An 18,409-nucleotide genomic window follows, 5' to 3' on the forward strand; every position below is an offset into this window, starting at 1 on the left:
CCGAACCCGGAAGCTAAGCCTGCCAGCGCCGATGATACTACCCAACCCGGGTGGAAAAGTAGGACACCGCCGAACACACACCAAAAAAGGGCACCCACAAGGTGCCCTTTTTTAACACACAAAAAATGCACATTTTTGAAAATGAATTTGTGGCCGAACAGCGTGAGCGCGGTGCCCGTATCCTCTGATACGGGAACGGCAAATCGATTCGAGGGAACGGTACGAGTGGTCGAGAACGCGCACGGCGGAAACGGCGAGCGGCGACCGAAGCGGGGGCCGCGTTCTGGCGTACCTCAGTCGGGCCCGGGCCGGGCGCGCAGAGCGCAGCCCCAGCATTCGTCCGGCGACGATCGCGGCGCCCCGACCATTCCGCCAGGCCTCGAGGCAAGCCAGTTGGCACCCGAAATCCGGCGGGAGCTCAGCACTTTGGATCGCGCAACCGCCGACGCGGTAGCCCGCCACCTGGTGGCCGCCGGTGAGCTGATCGACGACGACCCCGAAGCCGCGCTGAGCCACGCGCGTGCTGCCCGCGCCCGGTCGGGCCGCATCGCCGCCGTCCGCGAGGCCGTCGGGATTGCCGCCTACCAGTGCGGCGACTGGGCGCAAGCGCTGGCCGAATTGCGGGCGGCCCGTCGGATGGGCAGTAAGTCGCCACTGCTTCCGCTGATCGCCGACTGTGAACGCGGCCTGGGCCGGCCAGAGCGGGCATTGGAATTGGCGCGCGGACCCGAGGCAGCCCGACTCAGTGGCGACGAAGCCGACGAATTGCGCATCGTCGTCGCCGGTGCCCGCGCAGACCTCGGTCAGCTAGAACAGGCCCTCACCATCTTGTCCACGCCGCAGCTGGACCCGGGCCGAATCGGCGCCACCGCCGCGCGGCTGTCCTACGCCTACGCCGAGACGCTGCTGGCACTCGACCGCGCAGACGAGGCGCTGCAATGGTTCCTGCGCGCCGCCGCCGCCGACGTCGACGGCGTCACCGATGCCGAAGACCGGGTCAGCGAGCTGAGCTGACGTGGGAACACTTGCGCAGCAACACGATTGCCTGCTTCTTGATCTGGACGGGACGGTGTTCCGCGGGCATGAGCTCACTGAGGGCGCCGTGGAATCGTTGGACAAGGCGCCCAGCCGCAAGCTGTTCATCACCAACAACGCATCGCGCAGCGCGGAGGAGGTCGCTGCCCATTTGCGCGACCTCGGCCTCGCCGCGACCGCCGACTGCGTCGTCACCAGCGCCCAAAGCGCCGCCCACCTCTTGGCCGCCGAGCTACCTGCCAAGTCGCGAGTGTTGGTCGTCGGCACCGAATCGCTGGCCGACGAGATCGCCGCCGTCGGGCTACGGCCTGTGCGCCTGTGGCAGGACAAACCGGACGCCGTGGTGCAGGGCCACTCCACCGAAACGGCGTGGGCCAATCTTGCCGAGGCCGCCTTGGCCATCCGGGCCGGCGCCCTGTGGGTGGCGGCCAACGTCGACCCCACGTTGCCGACCGAACGCGGCCTGCTGCCCGGCAACGGGTCCATGGTGGCCGCGCTGAAAACCGCGACCGACGAAGAGCCCCGCGTGGCGGGTAAACCCTCGCCGACATTGATGACGGATGCCTTGGGCCGCGGTGAATTTCGCACACCGCTGGTAGTCGGTGACCGGTTGGACACGGATATCGCCGCCGCCAACGCCGCCGGGCTACCCAGCATGGTGGTGCTCACCGGTGCCAGTTCGACGCGGGATGTGGTGCACGCCAAGGACGGCCAACGCCCCACCTATATCGGCTACGACCTGCGCTCCCTGCATGAGCCCGCCGATGCGCTCGCGGTGGGCCCGCAGCCGGCCTGGCGCGTCGAGACAGATGATGCGTCGATCACGGTCAGCAGCGGTCGCGACGAGGAGACCGGCGACGGGCTGTCGGTGGTGCGCGCCATCGCCAGTGCTGTATGGGAAGCCCACCTCGACGACCGACCCCTGCGCATCAAGGCCGGTGACGACACCGCGCAGGATGCCCTGCAGCGCTGGTCTCTGGCGTAAATCGGATAGCGTAAGGAGCGCCATGACTACCAATCCCGACCAGATTCGCGCTCAGATCGACGAGCTGCTCGCCGAGCTACCCGATGCTGCCGACCATGAGAACGAGCTCGACGAGGCCAAACTCGAAGAGATAGCGCGCCGTCTTTCCGAGGCGCACGACATGCTGGTGCGCGCCCTGGAGTCGGCGGAGAAGGGGTGAGTGCGCCGTGCCCCGGCGTACCCGTGTTGACGTCGAGCTGGTCCGGCGCGGGCTGGCGAGATCGCGCCAGCAGGCCGCCGAGTTGATCGGCGCCGGCAAGGTGAGCATCGACGGCATGCCGGCGGTCAAACCGGCCACCGCTGTCGCGGCAACCGCGGCACTTCGTGTGGCCGACGACGCCGACCGCAGCTGGGTGTCGCGCGGCGCCCACAAGCTCGTCGGGGCGCTCGAGACGTTCGGCATCAGCGTGCGGGGTCGGCGGTGCCTGGATGCGGGCGCGTCGACGGGTGGATTCACCGAAGTGTTGTTGGATCGCGGCGCTCGCGAAGTGATTGCCGCCGACGTGGGTTACGGCCAACTGGCCTGGTCGCTGCGATCCGATCCTCGGGTGGTGGTCATCGAGCGGACCAACGTCCGCGAGCTGTCACCTGATGTGATCGGCGGTCCCGTCGAGGCGATAGTCGCCGACCTGTCGTTCATCTCGCTGACCACGGTGTTGCCCGCGTTGATTGGCTGTGCGTCGCCGGACGCGGATATTGTTCCCATGGTGAAGCCGCAGTTCGAGGTGGGCAAAGGACAGGTGGGTGCGGGCGGCGTGGTGCACGATCCCGAGCTGCGCGCCAGCTCGGTGCTCACCGTCGCGCGTCGCGCCGAACAGCTGGGGTGGCACACCGTCGGCGTCACCGCGAGCCCGCTGCCCGGTCCGTCGGGCAACGTCGAATACTTCCTGTGGCTACGCACCGACACCGATCGCGGTTTCTCCGGTGCTGATCTGGAGCATGCGGTGCACAAAGCGGTCAGCGAGGGACCGCAATGACGCGTGAACGCACCGTCCTGCTGGTGGTCCACACCGGACGTGAGGAGGCCACCGACACTGCCCGGCGCGTGGAAAAAGTGCTGGGCGACAACGGGATTGGCCTGCGAGTGCTGTCAGCGGAGGCCGTCGACCGGGGCTCGCTGCATCTGGCCCCTGACGACATGCGGGCGTTGGGCGTCGACATCGAGGTGGTCGACGCGGATCCCCACGCCGCGGAGGGCTGCGAGCTCGTGGTGGTACTGGGCGGGGACGGCACCTTTCTGCGGGCCGCGGAACTCGCACGCAACGCGAGCATTCCGGTGCTGGGTGTCAACCTGGGCCGGATCGGTTTCCTGGCTGAGGCAGAGGCGGAGGCCATCGACACGGTGCTCGAGCACATCGTCGCCCGCAGCTACCGGGTGGAAGAGCGGTTGACGCTCGACGTCGCGGTGCGACTCCAGGGCGAGGTCATCGACCGGGGCTGGGCGCTCAACGACGCCAGCCTGGAAAAGGGACCGCGGCTGGGTGTGCTCGGGGTGGTCGTCGAAGTCGATGGCAGACCGGTGTCGACATTCGGCTGCGACGGGGTTCTGGTGTCAACCCCGACCGGCTCCACCGCGTATGCATTCTCCGCGGGCGGGCCGGTGCTGTGGCCGGATCTCGAGGCGATCCTGGTGGTGCCCAACAACGCTCACGCGCTGTTCGCCCGGCCCATGGTCACCAGCCCCGACGCCGCGATTGCAATCGAAATCGAAGCGGACGGGCACGACGCACTGGTGTTCTGCGACGGCCGCCGGCAGATGCTGGTACCCGCCGGTGGACGGCTGGAGGTGACGCGCTGCGACACCGCGGTGAAATGGGCACGGCTGGACAGTGCGCCGTTCACCGACCGCCTGGTGCGCAAGTTCCGCTTGCCCGTGGCCGGCTGGCGCGGTGAATAACGGTGCTGCCCGGTGCTTAGTGAAATCCGGATCGAGTCGCTGGGCTCCATCAGCGTCGCGACGGCCGAGTTCGACCGCGGGCTAACGGTGCTGACCGGCGAAACCGGTACCGGCAAGACCATGGTGGTCACCGGACTGCACCTACTCGGTGGTGCCCGCGCCGACGCCGCCCGGGTGCGCTCCGGGGCCGACCGAGCCGTCGTCGAAGGACGCTTCACCACAGTCGATCTCGACGACAAGGCGGCCGCGCAGATCGACGAGATGCTGGCGAGCTCGGGCGCCGAGCGCGACGAGGACGGCAGCATCATCGCGCTGCGCTCGGTCAATAGGGACGGGCCGTCCCGGGCGTACCTGGGGGGCCGCAGCGTGCCCGCCAAATCGCTGAGCGGATTCACCACCGAGTTGCTCACCCTGCACGGGCAGAACGACCAGCTGAGGCTGATGCGGCCCGACGAGCAACGCGGCGCACTCGACCGCTTCGCGGGCGTCGGCGCCCGGCTGGAGCGCTACCGGAAACTGCGGGACGCATGGCAGTTGGCGCGCCGGGATCTCCTTGACCGCAGCAGGCGGGCGCGCGAATTGGCTCAGGAGGCCGACCGGCTGAAGTTCGCGCTCCACGAGATCGACACCGTCAACCCGGCGCCCGGCGAGGACGACGCGCTGATCGCCGACATCCGCCGGCTCTCGGAGCTGGACGCGCTGCGCGAGGCGGCGGCCGAGGCTCGCGCGGCGCTGTCCGGGGCGGGCGACGACAGCGCTGCATCCGCGCCGCCCTCAGCAGCCGACAGTCTGGGGCGGGCGAAGACGGCGCTGGAGTCGACGGACGACGTCACGCTGCGGGGTCTGGGGGGTCAACTCGGCGAGGCGCTCACGATGGTCAACGACGTTGCCCGCGAGCTCGCCGACTACCTGGACGAGCTGCCTGCCGACGCCAGCGCACTGGACGCCAAGCTCGCCCGGCAAGCCGAGCTGCGCACCCTCACCCGCAAGTACGCCGCCGACATCGACGGCGTGCTGGCCTGGGCCGGTGAATCGCGAGATCGACTGGCTCGCTTAGACGTATCCGAAGAAGCGCTGGCCGGGCTGCAACGCCGCGTCGACGAACTGGCGGCCCAATTAGCCGATGCCGCAACCGAACTCAGCAAGACCCGCAGCCAGGCGGCCAAGCGACTGGCCAAAGACATCACAAATGAGCTGTCCGGCCTGGCGATGGCCGACGCCGAGTTCACCGTCACGGTCACGACCATGCAGGCGAACGACGACGACCCCGCCGCCCTGGCGCTGCCCTCCGGCGCGGTTGTCCATGCCGGCGGCGACGGTGTCGATCAGGTCGAGTTCGGCTTCGCCGCGCACCGCGGCACGGCGGTCCTGCCGCTGTCCAAGAGCGCATCGGGCGGTGAGCTGTCCCGGGTGATGCTGGCCCTGGAAGTGGTGCTGTCGGCGTCGATACCCGGCACAACCATGGTGTTCGACGAGGTCGACGCAGGCGTCGGCGGCCGCGCGGCGGTGCAGATCGGACGGCGGCTGGCGCGGCTGGCCCGCACCCGCCAAGTCATCGTGGTCACGCATTTGCCGCAGGTCGCCGCCTACGCCGACGTGCATCTGATGGTGGACAGCGCAGCACGAGGCGGTGCCAGCAGCGTGCAACGGCTGGACGGCGAGGAGCGGGTGGCCGAGCTGGCCAGGATGCTCGCCGGCCTGGGGGAGTCCGACAGTGGCCGGGCCCACGCGCGCGAACTGCTCGAGGCCGCTCGAGGTGATCGGATCGCAACCTCCTAAATCGTTCCCACCCTGTGACAAATGTGACACGATATAACTTCTGAGGCTGTTGTTACGGCGCGCCTCCCCGGCGAGGCGGCGGTTCACCGACAGAATCGCCCCCATGAAGATGTCAGCGCTTCTATCTCGTAATACGTCGCGCCCCGGTGTGGTCGGCACCGCCCGGGTTGACCGCGACATCGACCGCCTGCTGCGACGCGTGAGCCCCGGCGACATCGTGGTCCTCGATGTGCTGGACCTGGACCGGATCACGGCCGATGCGCTCGTCGACGCCGATATCGCAGCTGTCATCAACGCCTCCCCGTCGGTATCGGGCCGCTATCCCAACCTCGGCCCGGAAGTGTTGGTGGCCAACGGCGTCACCCTCATCGACGAGACCGGGCCCGAGGTCTTCAAGAAGATCAAGGACGGCGCCAAAGTCCGGCTTTACAACGGCGGGGTGTACTCGGGCGACCGGCGGCTCATCCACGGCACCGAGCGCACCGACCACGACATCGCAGACCTGATGCAGGAAGCCAAGAGCGGCCTGGTCGCCCACCTGGAGGCGTTCGCCGGCAACACCATCGAGTTCATCCGAAGCGAGAGCCCGCTGCTGATCGACGGGATCGGCATCCCGGACGTCGCCACCGACTTGCGCCGCCGTCATGTCGTGGTGGTCTCCGACGAGCCGCATGCCGCTGATGACCTCAAGCGACTCAAACCGTTCATCAAGGAGTATCAGCCCGTCCTGGTCGGGGTCGGCACCGGCGCAGATGTGTTGCGCAAAGCGGGGTATCGCCCGCAACTGATCGTCGGCGATCCCACCTCCCTGAGTGCCGAAGTCCTCAAATGCGGCGCGGAGGTGGTGCTCCCCGCCGACGCCGACGGCCATGCGCCGGGCCTGGAACGCATCCAGGATCTGGGTGTGGGCGCGATGACGTTTCCCGCCGCGGGTTCACCCACGGACCTGGCGCTGCTGCTGGCCGATCACCACGGCGCCGCGCTGCTGGTGACCGCCGGGCACAGCGCCAACATCGAGACGTTCTTCGACCGGACGCGCCAGCAGAGCAACCCCTCGACGTTCCTCACCCGGCTGCGCGTGGGGGAGAAACTGGTGGACGCCAAGGCGGTTGCCACGCTGTACCACAACCGGATCTCGGCCGGCGCCATTGCCTTGTTGATTCTGACGATGCTGATCACGGTCATCGTCGCGCTATGGGTGTCGCGCACCGACGCTGTGGTCCTGCATTGGATCGTCGAGTACTGGAACCGCTTCTCGCTGTGGGTGCAGCACTGGCTTCCGTAGGACGGCACACGACGTGATATCCCTACGCCAGCACGCGATTTCGCTGGCCGCCGTGTTTTTGGCGCTGGCGGTCGGGGTTGCGCTGGGCTCCGGCTTGCTCTCTGACACCTTGCTGTCAAGCTTGCGTGACGAATCCCGAAATCTGCACGGCCAAATCAACGCGCTCAACGACCAGAAGAATGTGTTGAACGAAAAGCTGGGTTCGGCAAACGCATTCGACACCCAGATGGCCGTCCGCATCGTGCATGGGGCACTGGCCGGCAAGTCGGTGGTGGTCTTCCGCGCCCCGGACGCAGCGGATGACGATGCCGACGCTGTGTCAAAACTCATCGGGCAGGCCGGCGGAACGGTAACCGGGACAGTGTCGTTGACCCAGGAGTTCGTCGACGCCAACTCCGCGGAGAAACTGCGTTCGGTGGTCAACTCTTCGATCGTGCCGGCGGGTGCCCAATTGAGCACCAAGCTGGTCGACCAAGGCTCGCAGGCCGGAGACCTGCTGGGAATCGCCTTGCTGATCAACCGGGATCCCGCGGTTGCGCCGGTCGACGACGCGCAGCGCGATACCGTATTGGCGGCACTGCGCGACACCGGCTTCGTCACGTTCAAGGCAAACGGCACCGAACACATCGGCGCGGCGAACGCCGCGGTGGTCATCACCGGCGGCGCCCTCGGCGACGACGCCGGCAACCAGGGCGTCAGCGTCGCGAGGTTCGCCGCCGCGCTCGCGCCCCACGGCGCGGGTGTGCTGCTCTCCGGCCGCGACGGCTCGTCGACGGGAACGGCCGCGGTCGCGGTGGCCCGCGCCGATGCAGCAGTGACGTCGGCGATCAGCACGGTCGACGACCTGGATGCCGAATCGGGCCGCATCACCGCGGTGCTGGGCGTGGCGGACCTGGTCAACGGCGGCCATCCCGGTCAGTACGGCACCGGTCACGGCGCCACCGGCATCACCGTCGTACAGTAGCCCCGTCACAGGGCGTGTTAGCCGCGACCCGGCAGCGTCGGTGTTAGGGTGGGGTTCCGTGGGTCGGCAGGCCCAACGAAGCCAGGCAAGCTTCGCCCTGCGCCGTCTTCACGGAGGTCGCTGAATTGCGCAAGCATCCGCAAACCGCTACCAAGCACCTCTTCGTCAGCGGCGGCGTCGTTTCGTCCCTGGGCAAAGGGCTAACCGCCAGCAGCCTGGGCCAGTTGCTGACCGCACGCGGGTTGCAGGTGACGATGCAGAAGCTCGACCCCTACCTCAACGTCGACCCGGGCACCATGAACCCGTTTCAGCACGGCGAGGTCTTCGTCACCGAGGACGGCGCCGAAACCGACCTCGACGTCGGCCACTATGAGCGTTTCCTCGACCGCGACCTGTCCGGATCAGCGAATGTCACTACCGGACAAGTGTATTCGTCGGTCATTGCCAAAGAACGCCGCGGCGAGTACCTCGGTGACACGGTCCAAGTGATCCCACATATCACCGACGAGATCAAGAGCCGGATCTTGGCGATGGCCAAGCCGGACGCCGACGGTAACCGCCCGGACGTCGTCATCACCGAAATCGGCGGCACCGTAGGCGATATCGAATCGCAGCCTTTCCTGGAAGCCGCGCGGCAGGTCCGTCACGATCTCGGCCGAGAAAACGTTTTCTTCCTGCACGTGTCGCTGGTGCCGTACCTGGCGCCGTCGGGCGAGTTGAAAACCAAGCCGACCCAGCACTCGGTGGCGGCGCTGCGCAGCATCGGTATAACCCCGGACGCGTTGATATTGCGTTGCGACCGCGACCTTCCCGAGCCGCTGAAGAACAAGATCGCCTTGATGTGTGACGTCGACATCGATGGCGTCATCTCCACTCCTGACGCGCCCTCGATCTACGACATTCCCAAGGTGCTGCATCGCGAAGAGCTTGACGCCTATGTGGTGCGCCGACTCAACCTGCCGTTCCGCGACGTCGACTGGACTGAATGGGACGACCTGCTGCGACGGGTGCACGACCCACAGGAGACGGTACGAATCGCCTTGGTGGGCAAGTACGTTGACCTGTCGGACGCATACCTGTCGGTCGCCGAGGCGTTACGCGCCGGAGGGTTCAAGCACCGGGCAAAGGTGGAGATGCGCTGGGTGGCATCGGATGATTGCCAGACGGCAACCGGTGCGGCGGCGGCGCTGGACGATGTGCACGGCGTGTTGATCCCCGGCGGCTTCGGTATCCGCGGGATCGAGGGCAAGATCGGCGCCATCCAGTACGCGCGATCCAGGGGCCTACCAGTGCTCGGGCTGTGCCTTGGGTTGCAGTGCATCGTGATCGAGGCCGCCAGGTCGGTCGGGCTCACACAGGCCAACTCAGCGGAATTCGATCCGGCGACACCCGATCCCGTCATCTCCACCATGGCCGATCAGCAGGATATCGTCGCCGGCGAAGCGGACCTCGGTGGCACCATGCGACTGGGGTCTTATCCCGCCGTATTGGAGCCGGGTTCGATTGTCGCTCAGGCGTATCAATCAACCGAGGTGTCTGAGCGGCATCGGCATCGGTACGAAGTCAACAACGCTTATCGCGACAAGATCGCCGAAAGCGGCCTGAAATTCTCGGGGACTTCCCCGGACGGCCATCTGGTGGAGTTCGTCGAATACCCTCCGGAGATACATCCTTTCGTGGTCGGCACCCAGGCCCATCCCGAGCTGAAGAGCCGGCCCACGCGCCCGCACCCGTTGTTCGTCGCGTTCGTCGGGGCAGCGATGGACTACAAGGCGGCCGAGCGGCTGCCGGTGGAAATCCCGGAGCAGCGGGCGAACGGCAACGAACATCGCGACGGCATCGAACAGTCGCTGCCCAAACCTGAACCCGCTGCTCGTGGGTGAGCACGTATTCGAGACCACGTCGTCCGAAACCCTGCATACCGGAAAAATTTTCGCTTTGCGCACCGACCGCGTCAGGATGCCCGGCGGCAAGATCGTGACACGTGAGGTCGTCGAACACTATGGCGCAGTGGGCGTCGTCGCGATGGACGACGACGGCAACATTCCAATGGTCTACCAATATCGCCATGCGTTCGGTCGACGCTTGTGGGAACTGCCCGCCGGGCTGCTCGACGTCGGCGGCGAGGAGGCGCATCTGACCGCCGCGCGTGAGCTGCGCGAGGAGGCGGGTTTAGAGGCCGAGAATTGGCAAGTGCTAGTCGACCTGGACTCCACACCGGGTTTCAGCGACGAATCGGTGCGGGTGTATCTGGCCACCGGATTGACGCAAGTCGACCGGCCCGAAGCGCACGACGAGGAAGCCGACATGACCTTGCAGTGGTATTCCATCGACGACGCCGTCCGCCGGGTGTTCGGCGGAGTGATCGTCAATGCCCTTGCGGTTTCGGGCATTTTGGCGGCATACGCGGTCCGGAAAGGTTTGGCCCAGCCGCGGCCGGTTGATGCGCCATGGATCGACCGGCCGAAGGCATTCGCCGCGCGACAGGCCCGGCGATGACCACGCTGGCGCCGCCGCTGGAGACACAGCTGCAGGGTTACCTCGACCATCTGACGATCGAAAGAGGCGTGGCGGCAAACACATTGAGCTCCTATCGGCGCGATTTGCGCCGCTACTCCGAGCACCTCGCGATGCGCGGCATCGATGATCTGGCCAAGGTCAGTGAGGACGATGTCAGCGAATTCCTGGTCGCACTGCGGCGCGGAGATCCGGATTCCGGGATATCGCCGCTGTCGGCGGTGTCGGCGGCGCGGACACTGGTCGCGGTGCGTGGCCTGCATCGGTTCGCCGCCGCCGAGGGGCTCGCCGAACTCGACGTGTCGCAGGCGGTGAAGCCGCCGACCCCAGGGCGTCGGCTGCCCAAAAGCCTCTCGGTCGACGAGGTGCTGGCCCTGCTGGACGGCGCCGGCGGCGACAGCCCCTCCGACGGGCCACTGACGCTGCGTAACCGGGCGCTGCTGGAACTCCTGTACTCCACCGGAGCGCGGATCTCCGAAGCCGTCGGCCTCGACGTCGACGACATCGACACCCATGACCGTTCGGTGCTACTGCGCGGCAAGGGCGGCAAGCAGCGACTGGTGCCGGTGGGACGCCCGGCCGTCCAGGCGCTCGACGCGTATCTGGTCCGGGGTCGTCCGGAGCTGGCGCGTCGCGGCCGGGGAACGCCGGCCATCTTCCTCAACGCCCGCGGTGGGCGGTTGTCGCGGCAGAGCGCGTGGCAGGTGCTGCAGGACGCCGCCGAGCGCGCCGGCATCACCTCGGGGGTATCGCCTCACACGCTGCGGCACTCGTTTGCCACGCACCTGCTCGACGGCGGGGCCGACGTCCGCGTCGTCCAGGAGTTGCTGGGCCACGCGTCGGTGACCACGACGCAGATCTACACGCTGGTCACCATTCACGCGCTGCGTGAAGTCTGGGCCGGCGCCCATCCTCGCGCACACTAACTTCGGCGAGCGCGCATAGGCGCGACTACCCCAAGTACTCCGACTCCAGCACCAGATCGCCGACCAGCGTCTGGTACTCGACGTGCGCCTTGTGTTCGACGGTGTTCCACAGCGTGCCCTGCTGCCGGCGCATGTATTCGCGGTACTTCGGCGCGCCGGGCACCTTGACGTTGTCGGCGACCACGATCGAGCCGGTATGCAGCCAGCCGCGGTCGAGGATGCTCTGCAAATCGGGCAGGTACGCGTCCTTGTCGTGGTCGAGGAACAAGAAATCCAGGCCGCCGGCGGAAAAGCCGTACTCGCCCGCCAGCGCGTCGAGCGTGCGCCCGCCGTCGCCGATGGTGCCGACCACACACGTCACCCGGTCGGCGACGCCGGCGTGCGCCCAGATCTGCCGGGCGTTGACGGCGTTGGCCTCGGCGAGCTCGACGGAGTACACCTTCGCGCTGGGCGCGGCCCGGGCGATCCGCAGTGCGCCGTAGCCGCAATACGTGCCCAGCTCGAGCGCCAGCTTCGGATCGGCGCGTCGGACCGCGGCGTCGAGCAGTGCGCCTTTCTCGTCGCCGACATTGATCAGCATCGACTTCTCGTAGGCGAACCGGTCGATGGTGGCCAGCACGTCGTCGATATCGCCCGCCCGGGCGTGTTTCAGCACGTAGTCGACCGCCGCGGCCTCGCGCCCGTCACCGATCTGTCCGGTCTTGAGGATGTTTCGATTGCCGACCGCCATCCGCCACACCGACCACCGCAACAGGGGAATTCGCTGCTTCAGACTCATATGGCATCACCCTAGTGGCCCGCATTGAATATTGGCTGGTTACGTTGCTGCGGGTCTGCCTGCGCGAGCGCGTATACCCGTTAGACTTTCCTGCGATGTCCGCCATTTCCCGAACGCCTCACCGTTCGACACCGAGCCGCGACCGGGTATGACTGGCGACGCCGACAGCGGCACCGGGGTCGGCCTGACCGGGCGGCCACCGCGGAAGATCCCCGAACCCAAGCCACGGACCGCGCACGGGCCGGCCAAGGTCGTCGCGATGTGCAACCAGAAGGGCGGCGTCGGCAAAACCACCTCGGCGATCAACCTGGGCGCCGCCCTGGCCGACTACGGTCGACGGGTGCTGCTGGTGGACATGGACCCGCAGGGCGCGCTGTCCGCCGGGCTGGGCGTGCCGCACTACGAGCTAGAGCACACCATCCACAACCTGCTGGTCGAGCCTCGGGTGTCGATCGACGACGTGCTGATCCACACCCGCGTCAAGCACATGGATCTGGTGCCCAGCAATATCGACCTGTCGGCCGCCGAGATCCAGCTGGTCAACGAGGTCGGTCGCGAGCAGACACTGGCCCGGGCGTTACATCCGGTGCTGGACCGCTACGACTACGTGCTGATCGACTGCCAGCCATCGCTGGGCCTGCTTACCGTCAACGGTCTGGCCGGCTCTGACGGGGTGATCATCCCCACCGAATGCGAGTACTTCTCGCTGCGGGGTCTGGCGCTTTTGACCGACACGGTCGACAAGGTGCGCGACCGGCTCAACCCGAAGCTGGAGATCAGCGGCATCCTGATCACCCGCTTCGACCCCCGCACGGTGAACTCCCGCGAGGTCATGACCCGGGTGCTGGAGCGCTTCGGCGATCTGGTGTTCGACACGGTCATCACCCGCACCGTCCGCTTCCCGGAAACCAGCGTCGCCGGCGAACCCATCACCACGTGGGCACCGAGATCGAGCGGCGCGCAGGCCTACCGCTCGCTGGCCCGCGAGGTCATCGACCGGTTCGGCGCGTGACCAGTCCAAACACCGCGACCCAGAACGGCTTTCAGGTCAAGCTGACCAATTTCGAGGGGCCGTTCGACCTGCTGCTGCAGCTGATCTTCGCGCACCGCCTCGACGTCACCGAGGTGGCGCTGCACCACGTCACCGACGAATTCATCGCCTACACCCGAGCGATCGGAGCGGAGCTCGAGCTGGAGGAGACCACCGCGTTCCTGGTGATCGCCGCGACGCTGCTCGACCTCAAAGCGGCGCGGCTGCTGCCGTCCGGGCAGGTCGAGGACGAGGAGGATCTGGCGCTGCTGGAGGTCCGCGACCTGCTGTTCGCCCGGCTGCTGCAGTACCGGGCGTTCAAGCACGTCGCCGAGATGTTCGCCGAGCTAGAGGCCGCCGCGTTGCGCAGCTACCCCCGCGCGGTGTCGCTGGAGGACCGGTTCGCCGACCTACTGCCCGAAGTCATGCTTGGCGTCGACGCCGAGCGGTTCGCTGAGATCGCGGCCATCGCGTTCACCCCGAGACCCGTGCCGACGGTGGCCACCGAACATCTGCACGAGCTGATGGTGTCGGTCCCCGAACAGGCCGAACAGTTGCTGTCGCTGCTGGCGGCCCGCGGCGCCGGGCAATGGGCGACGTTTGCCGAGCTGGTTGCCGACTGCCAAGCGTCGATCGAGATCGTCGGGCGCTTCCTGGCGCTGCTCGAACTGTATCGGGCCCGGGCGGTAGCATTCGACCAGTCAGAACCGCTTGGTGTGCTCCAGGTCTCGTGGACCGGAGAACGGCCGACCAGCGAAGACTTGCTGCAAACCGAGACGCTGGAAGCCCAACTCGAAGCGCCAGAAGTGCGAGAACCCTCATGAGCGAAGAAATGCCCGACGCCGACCTCGGCATCAACGGCTCGGCGCAGGAGGAGCTCGACGACGCCGAACTGGGCTCGGTGCTCGAGGCACTGCTTCTGGTGGTCGACACCCCGGTGACCGTCGAGGCGTTGGCGGCGGCCACCGAACAGCCGGCCTATCGGGTGGCCGCCAAATTGCGACTGATGGCGGACGCGCTCACCGAACGCGATAGCGGCATCGACGTGCGCGAGGCCGGAGGCGGATGGCGGATGTACACCCGCGCCCGGTTCGCGCCCTACGTGGAGCGGCTGCTGCTGGACGGGTCCAGAACGAAGCTCACTCGGGCCGCCCTTGAGACACTCGCCGTGGTGGCCTACCGCCAACCCGTGACGCGGGCACGGGTCAGCGCCGTGCGGGGTGTAAACGTCGACGCCGTTATTCGCACGTTGCTGGCGCGTGGCCTGATCACCGAGGTCGGCACCGACCCGGACACGGGCGCGGTGACATTCGGCACGACGGAGCTGTTCTTGGAACGGCTGGGGTTGTCGTCGCTGGCCGATCTTCCGGATATCGCGCCGCTGCTTCCCGACGTCGACACGATCGACGACCTGAGCGAATCCCTGGACGCCGAGCCACGTTTCGTCAAACTCTCCGGCACGCCGGTGCCTGACCAGCCGATGTCCATCGACGTGGACCAGGAATGATGGTCCAGACCGGCGAGACCCACGGGGTGCGCCTGCAGAAAGTCTTGTCGCAGGCCGGGATTGCGTCGCGGCGGCTCGCGGAGAAGATGATCACCGACGGCCGTGTCGAGGTCGACGGCCGGCTGGTGACCGAACTGGGCACCAGGGTGGACCCCGAGGCGTCGGTGATCCGCGTCGACGGGGTGCGCGTGATCCTCGACGACTCGCTGGTCTATCTCGCATTGAACAAGCCGCGGGGCATGCACTCGACGATGTCGGATGACCGTGGCCGGCCGTGCATCGGCGACCTGGTCGAACACCGGGTGCGGGGCAACCACAAGCTCTTTCATGTCGGGCGGCTGGACGCCGACACCGAGGGCTTGATCCTGCTGACCAACGACGGCGAGCTCGCGCACCGCCTCACGCACCCTTCCTACGAGGTGCCCAAGACGTACGTGGCGACGGTGGCCGGGTCGGTGCCGCGCGGGCTCGGCAGAAAACTGCGTGCCGGCATCGAGCTGGACGACGGGCCGGCTTCCGTCGACGATTTCGCTGTGGTCGACGCCATTCCCGGCAGGACGCTGGTGCGGGTCACGCTGCACGAGGGACGCAAACGCGTTGTGCGCCGGCTGCTGGCGGCCGCCGGATTTCCGGTGCAGGCACTGGTCCGTACCGACATCGGCGCGGTGTCGCTGGGTGAGCAGCGGCCGGGCAGCATCCGCGCATTGGGCCGCAACGAGATCGGGGACCTGTACAAAGCGGTAGGGCTGTGACGGGCTCGACAGTCGTCGCGGTGGACGGCCCGGCGGGAACCGGAAAGTCCTCGGTGTCAAGGGGATTGGCGCGCGCACTGGGTGCGCGGTACGTGGATACGGGGGCCATGTACCGCATCGTGACGCTGGCGGTGTTGCGCGCCGGGATCGACCCATCCGACGCGGCGGCCGTCGGCGCCGCCGCGGAGGCGGTGCAATTGTCGGTCGGCTCGGACCCCGACGTGGATCGCTGTTATCTTGCCGGGGAAGACGTTTCGGCGGAGATCCGCCGTGACGAGGTCACCCAGGCCGTCTCGGCCGTGTCGTCGGTTCCCGCCGTGCGGGCCCGGCTCGTCGAATTGCAGCGGACGTTGGCTCGCGGTCCGGGCAACGTCGTCGTGGAAGGCCGCGATATCGGGACCGTCGTGCTGCCCGACGCCGACGTGAAGTTCTTCCTGACGGCCTCGGCCGAGACCCGGGCACGGCGGCGCAACGATCAGAACGTCGCCGCCGGGTTACCCGACGACTACGACGCCGTTCTGGCCGACGTGCGTCGGCGCGACCACCTGGATTCGACGCGAGCGGTCTCGCCGCTGCGCGCCGCGTCGGATGCGCTGGTTGTCGACACCAGCGAGATGACCGAGGCCGAGGTGATCGCACACCTGCTGTCGCTGGTGAAGCAGCGAAGCGAGGCGATTCGGTGAGCCAGGATGGCATCTGGACGGACGAAAGCGATTGGGAATCAGTCGAGTTCGTCGAGCCAACCGCGGACGAGGCCGCTGGCCCACCGCCGGTGGTCGCGGTGGTGGGCCGGCCGAATGTCGGCAAGTCCACGCTGGTCAACCGGATCCTGGGCCGCCGCGAGGCGGTGGTCCAGGATGTTCCGGGCGTCACCCGTGACCGGGTGTCCTACGACGCGCTGTGGACCGGGCGCCGGTTCGTCGTTCAGGACACCGGCGGCTGGGAGCCGGACGCCAAGGGTTTGCAGCAACTGGTGGCCGAGCAGGCGTCGGTGGCCATGCGCACCGCCGACGCGGTGATTCTCGTGGTCGACGCGGTGATGGGCGCGACCGCCGGTGACGAGGCGGCCGCGCGCATCCTGCGCCGGTCCGGTAAGCCGGTGTTCTTGGCCGCCAACAAAGTTGACAGCGAGAAGGGTGAAGCGGACGCGGCCGCGCTGTGGTCCTTGGGGCTTGGGGAACCGTATGCGATCAGCGCGATGCACGGTCGCGGGGTGGCCGATCTGCTCGACGAAGTGGTCGCCGCGCTGCCCGAGGTGGCGGAGTCGGCCTCGGCCGAGGGCGGCCCGCGCAGGGTGGCACTGGTCGGCAAACCCAACGTCGGCAAGAGTTCGCTGCTGAACCGGCTGGCCGGCGATCAACGCTCGGTGGTGCACGAAGTCGGCGGCACCACAGTCGATCCGGTGGACTCGCTGATCGAGATGGATGGCAAGGTCTGGCGTTTCGTCGACACCGCAGGGTTGCGCCGCAAGGTCGGTCAGGCCAGCGGGCACGAGTATTACGCGTCGGTGCGGACACATGGCGCCATCGATGCCGCCGAGGTGGTGATCGTGCTGATCGACGCCTCGGTGCCGCTGACCGAGCAGGATCAGCGGGTGCTGTCGATGGTCATCGAGGCGGGCCGGGCATTGGTGTTGGCGTTCAACAAGTGGGATCTGGTCGACGAGGACCGGCGCTACCTGCTGGAGCGCGAGATCGACCGGGAGCTGGTGCAGGTGCGCTGGGCGCAGCGAGTCAACATCTCCGCGAAGACCGGCCGCGCGGTGCAGAAGCTGGTGCCCGCGCTGGAGCGTGCACTGGCGTCGTGGGACACCCGGATCAGCACCGGTCGGCTGAACGCGTGGATCAAGGAAGTCGTTGCCGCGACACCGCCACCGGTGCGCGGTGGCAGGCAGCCGCGGATCCTGTTTGCCACCCAGGCCACCGCCCGACCGCCGACGTTCGTGCTGTTCACCACCGGCTTCTTGGAGGCCGGTTATCGCCGGTTCCTGGAGCGACGGCTGCGCGAGACGTTCGGCTTCGCGGGCAGCCCGATCCGAATCAACGTGCGGGTCCGCGAGAAGAGGGGCGCCAAGTCCCGCTAAGAGCGTCAGATTCGTGGTCGATAGGGTCTTTCGGTGCCCGTATCACACGCGTTCGTGATCGTCTTGGCGGGCTTCGGGGCGGGAGCGATCAACGCCGTGGTTGGGTCGGGCACGTTGATCACGTTTCCCACGCTTGTCGCCCTGGGTTATCCGCCGGTGACGTCGACGATGTCCAACGCGGTCGGCTTGGTGGCGGGCAGCACGACGGGAACCTGGGGCTACCGGCGTGAGCTGCGCGGTCAATGGAACCGACTGCGTTGGCAGCTGCCGGCGTCGTTGGCCGGCGCTGGCCTCGGTGCCTGGCTGCTGCTGCATCTTCCGGAGCAGGTGTTCGCCGACGTGGTGCCGGTGCTGCTGATCGCCGCCCTGATCCTGGTGGTGATCGGGCCGTGGATTCAAACGTGGGCGCGGGAGCGAGCTGAACGAGAGGGCCGCTCCGCTCACCACGTGTCGCCGCGACGGATGGCCGCGTTGGTGGCGAGCACATTCGCGATCGGCGTCTACGGCGGCTATTTCACTGCGGCGCAAGGCATCCTGCTGGTCGGTGCCATGGGCGCGCTGCTGCCCGAATCGGTGCAGCGGATGAACGCGGCGAAGAATCTGGCGACACTGCTTGTGAACATTGTTGCTGCGCTGGCCTACACGTTGGTGGCCTTCGACAGGATCAGCTGGCAGGTGGCGGGTCTCATCGCGACTGGCTCGCTGATCGGGGGTTGGCTGGGTGCCCACTACGGTCGTCGGCTGTCGCCGTATGCACTCCGCACCGCGATCGTCGTCGTCGGTCTCATCGGGCTCTACCGGTTATTGACCGTGTAGCGGGCCCTATTCGCGG

General features: G+C 67.5%; 19 protein-coding genes. 18 read left to right on the plus strand and 1 reads right to left on the minus strand.

What is annotated here, in order from left to right:
• Positions 1–225: 225 nt before the first annotated feature.
• From AWC06_RS09900 to xerD, 11 genes are all read left to right on the plus strand, one after another.
• Complete coding sequence (locus AWC06_RS09900; protein ID WP_085196897.1) at positions 226–1,014, plus strand: hypothetical protein; 789 nt, start codon at positions 226–228, stop codon at positions 1,012–1,014.
• A gap of 1 nt (position 1,015) precedes the next feature.
• The gene (locus AWC06_RS09905) at positions 1,016–2,020 is read left to right on the plus strand and encodes an HAD-IIA family hydrolase (RefSeq protein WP_085196899.1); all 1,005 of its coding nucleotides are present in this window, start codon (positions 1,016–1,018) and stop codon (positions 2,018–2,020) included.
• Between the two features lie 22 nt (positions 2,021–2,042).
• Positions 2,043–2,219 carry a hypothetical protein gene (locus AWC06_RS23285; RefSeq protein ID WP_169715331.1) on the plus strand — a complete coding sequence of 59 codons (177 nt, stop codon included), beginning with the start codon at positions 2,043–2,045 and terminating at the stop codon, positions 2,217–2,219.
• Between the two features lie 7 nt (positions 2,220–2,226).
• Entirely contained in the window at positions 2,227–3,036 is an 810-nt protein-coding gene (locus tag AWC06_RS09910) for a TlyA family RNA methyltransferase (RefSeq protein WP_085196901.1), read from the plus strand.
• Positions 3,033–3,956 carry an NAD kinase gene (locus AWC06_RS09915; RefSeq protein WP_085196903.1) on the plus strand — a complete coding sequence of 308 codons (924 nt, stop codon included), beginning with the start codon at positions 3,033–3,035 and terminating at the stop codon, positions 3,954–3,956. Before AWC06_RS09910 ends, AWC06_RS09915 begins: the two co-directional genes overlap by 4 nt.
• A gap of 12 nt (positions 3,957–3,968) precedes the next feature.
• Positions 3,969–5,735: a DNA repair protein RecN gene (gene recN / locus AWC06_RS09920; RefSeq protein WP_085196905.1), complete on the plus strand. Its 1,767-nt coding sequence runs from the start codon at positions 3,969–3,971 to the stop codon at positions 5,733–5,735.
• A gap of 103 nt (positions 5,736–5,838) precedes the next feature.
• Positions 5,839–7,020: a putative cytokinetic ring protein SteA gene (gene steA / locus AWC06_RS09925; RefSeq protein WP_085196907.1), complete on the plus strand. Its 1,182-nt coding sequence runs from the start codon at positions 5,839–5,841 to the stop codon at positions 7,018–7,020.
• A 13-nt stretch (positions 7,021–7,033) separates the two neighbouring features.
• Positions 7,034–7,984: a copper transporter gene (locus AWC06_RS09930; RefSeq protein ID WP_085196909.1), complete on the plus strand. Its 951-nt coding sequence runs from the start codon at positions 7,034–7,036 to the stop codon at positions 7,982–7,984.
• Positions 7,985–8,109: 125 nt separating this feature from the next.
• Positions 8,110–9,867 carry a CTP synthase gene (locus AWC06_RS09935; RefSeq protein ID WP_085196911.1) on the plus strand — a complete coding sequence of 586 codons (1,758 nt, stop codon included), beginning with the start codon at positions 8,110–8,112 and terminating at the stop codon, positions 9,865–9,867.
• Positions 9,860–10,483, plus strand: coding sequence for an NUDIX domain-containing protein (locus tag AWC06_RS09940; protein WP_085196913.1), 624 nt, complete (start codon positions 9,860–9,862; stop codon positions 10,481–10,483). Before AWC06_RS09935 ends, AWC06_RS09940 begins: the two co-directional genes overlap by 8 nt.
• Positions 10,480–11,427 (plus strand): site-specific tyrosine recombinase XerD, encoded by a 948-nt coding sequence (xerD, locus tag AWC06_RS09945; protein WP_085197036.1) that lies wholly within the window; start codon positions 10,480–10,482, stop codon positions 11,425–11,427. The genes AWC06_RS09940 and xerD overlap by 4 nt, the downstream gene beginning before the upstream one ends.
• Before the next feature lie 25 nt (positions 11,428–11,452).
• Here the strand turns inward: xerD and AWC06_RS09950 are convergent, their stop codons facing one another.
• Positions 11,453–12,205: an O-methyltransferase gene (locus tag AWC06_RS09950; RefSeq protein ID WP_085196915.1), complete on the minus strand. Its 753-nt coding sequence runs from the start codon at positions 12,203–12,205 to the stop codon at positions 11,453–11,455.
• A gap of 148 nt (positions 12,206–12,353) precedes the next feature.
• On the opposite strand from AWC06_RS09950, the gene AWC06_RS09955 reads away from it, so the two are divergent.
• From AWC06_RS09955 to AWC06_RS09985, 7 genes are read left to right on the plus strand one after another with little or no spacing between them, the layout of a single operon-like run.
• Entirely contained in the window at positions 12,354–13,217 is an 864-nt protein-coding gene (locus tag AWC06_RS09955) for a ParA family protein (RefSeq protein ID WP_085196917.1), read from the plus strand.
• Positions 13,214–14,059 (plus strand): segregation/condensation protein A, encoded by an 846-nt coding sequence (locus AWC06_RS09960; protein ID WP_085196919.1) that lies wholly within the window; start codon positions 13,214–13,216, stop codon positions 14,057–14,059. Before AWC06_RS09955 ends, AWC06_RS09960 begins: the two co-directional genes overlap by 4 nt.
• Positions 14,056–14,742: an SMC-Scp complex subunit ScpB gene (gene scpB, locus AWC06_RS09965; RefSeq protein ID WP_085196920.1), complete on the plus strand. Its 687-nt coding sequence runs from the start codon at positions 14,056–14,058 to the stop codon at positions 14,740–14,742. Before AWC06_RS09960 ends, scpB begins: the two co-directional genes overlap by 4 nt.
• Positions 14,739–15,494: a pseudouridine synthase gene (locus AWC06_RS09970; RefSeq protein ID WP_085196922.1), complete on the plus strand. Its 756-nt coding sequence runs from the start codon at positions 14,739–14,741 to the stop codon at positions 15,492–15,494. Before scpB ends, AWC06_RS09970 begins: the two co-directional genes overlap by 4 nt.
• A complete protein-coding gene (cmk, locus tag AWC06_RS09975; protein WP_085196923.1) occupies positions 15,491–16,177 on the plus strand; it encodes a (d)CMP kinase in 687 nt (228 codons plus the stop codon). Before AWC06_RS09970 ends, cmk begins: the two co-directional genes overlap by 4 nt.
• On the plus strand, positions 16,174–17,577 hold the full coding sequence (gene der, locus AWC06_RS09980; protein ID WP_085196925.1) for a ribosome biogenesis GTPase Der: 1,404 nt from the start codon (positions 16,174–16,176) through the stop codon (positions 17,575–17,577). The genes cmk and der overlap by 4 nt, the downstream gene beginning before the upstream one ends.
• A gap of 33 nt (positions 17,578–17,610) precedes the next feature.
• Positions 17,611–18,393, plus strand: a complete 783-nt coding sequence (locus tag AWC06_RS09985) for a sulfite exporter TauE/SafE family protein (protein ID WP_085196927.1) — start codon at positions 17,611–17,613, stop codon at positions 18,391–18,393.
• The last annotated feature ends 16 nt before the right edge of the window (positions 18,394–18,409 follow it).

It is taken from the genome of Mycobacterium fragae (assembly GCF_002102185.1).
Classification (GTDB): domain Bacteria; phylum Actinomycetota; class Actinomycetes; order Mycobacteriales; family Mycobacteriaceae; genus Mycobacterium; species Mycobacterium fragae.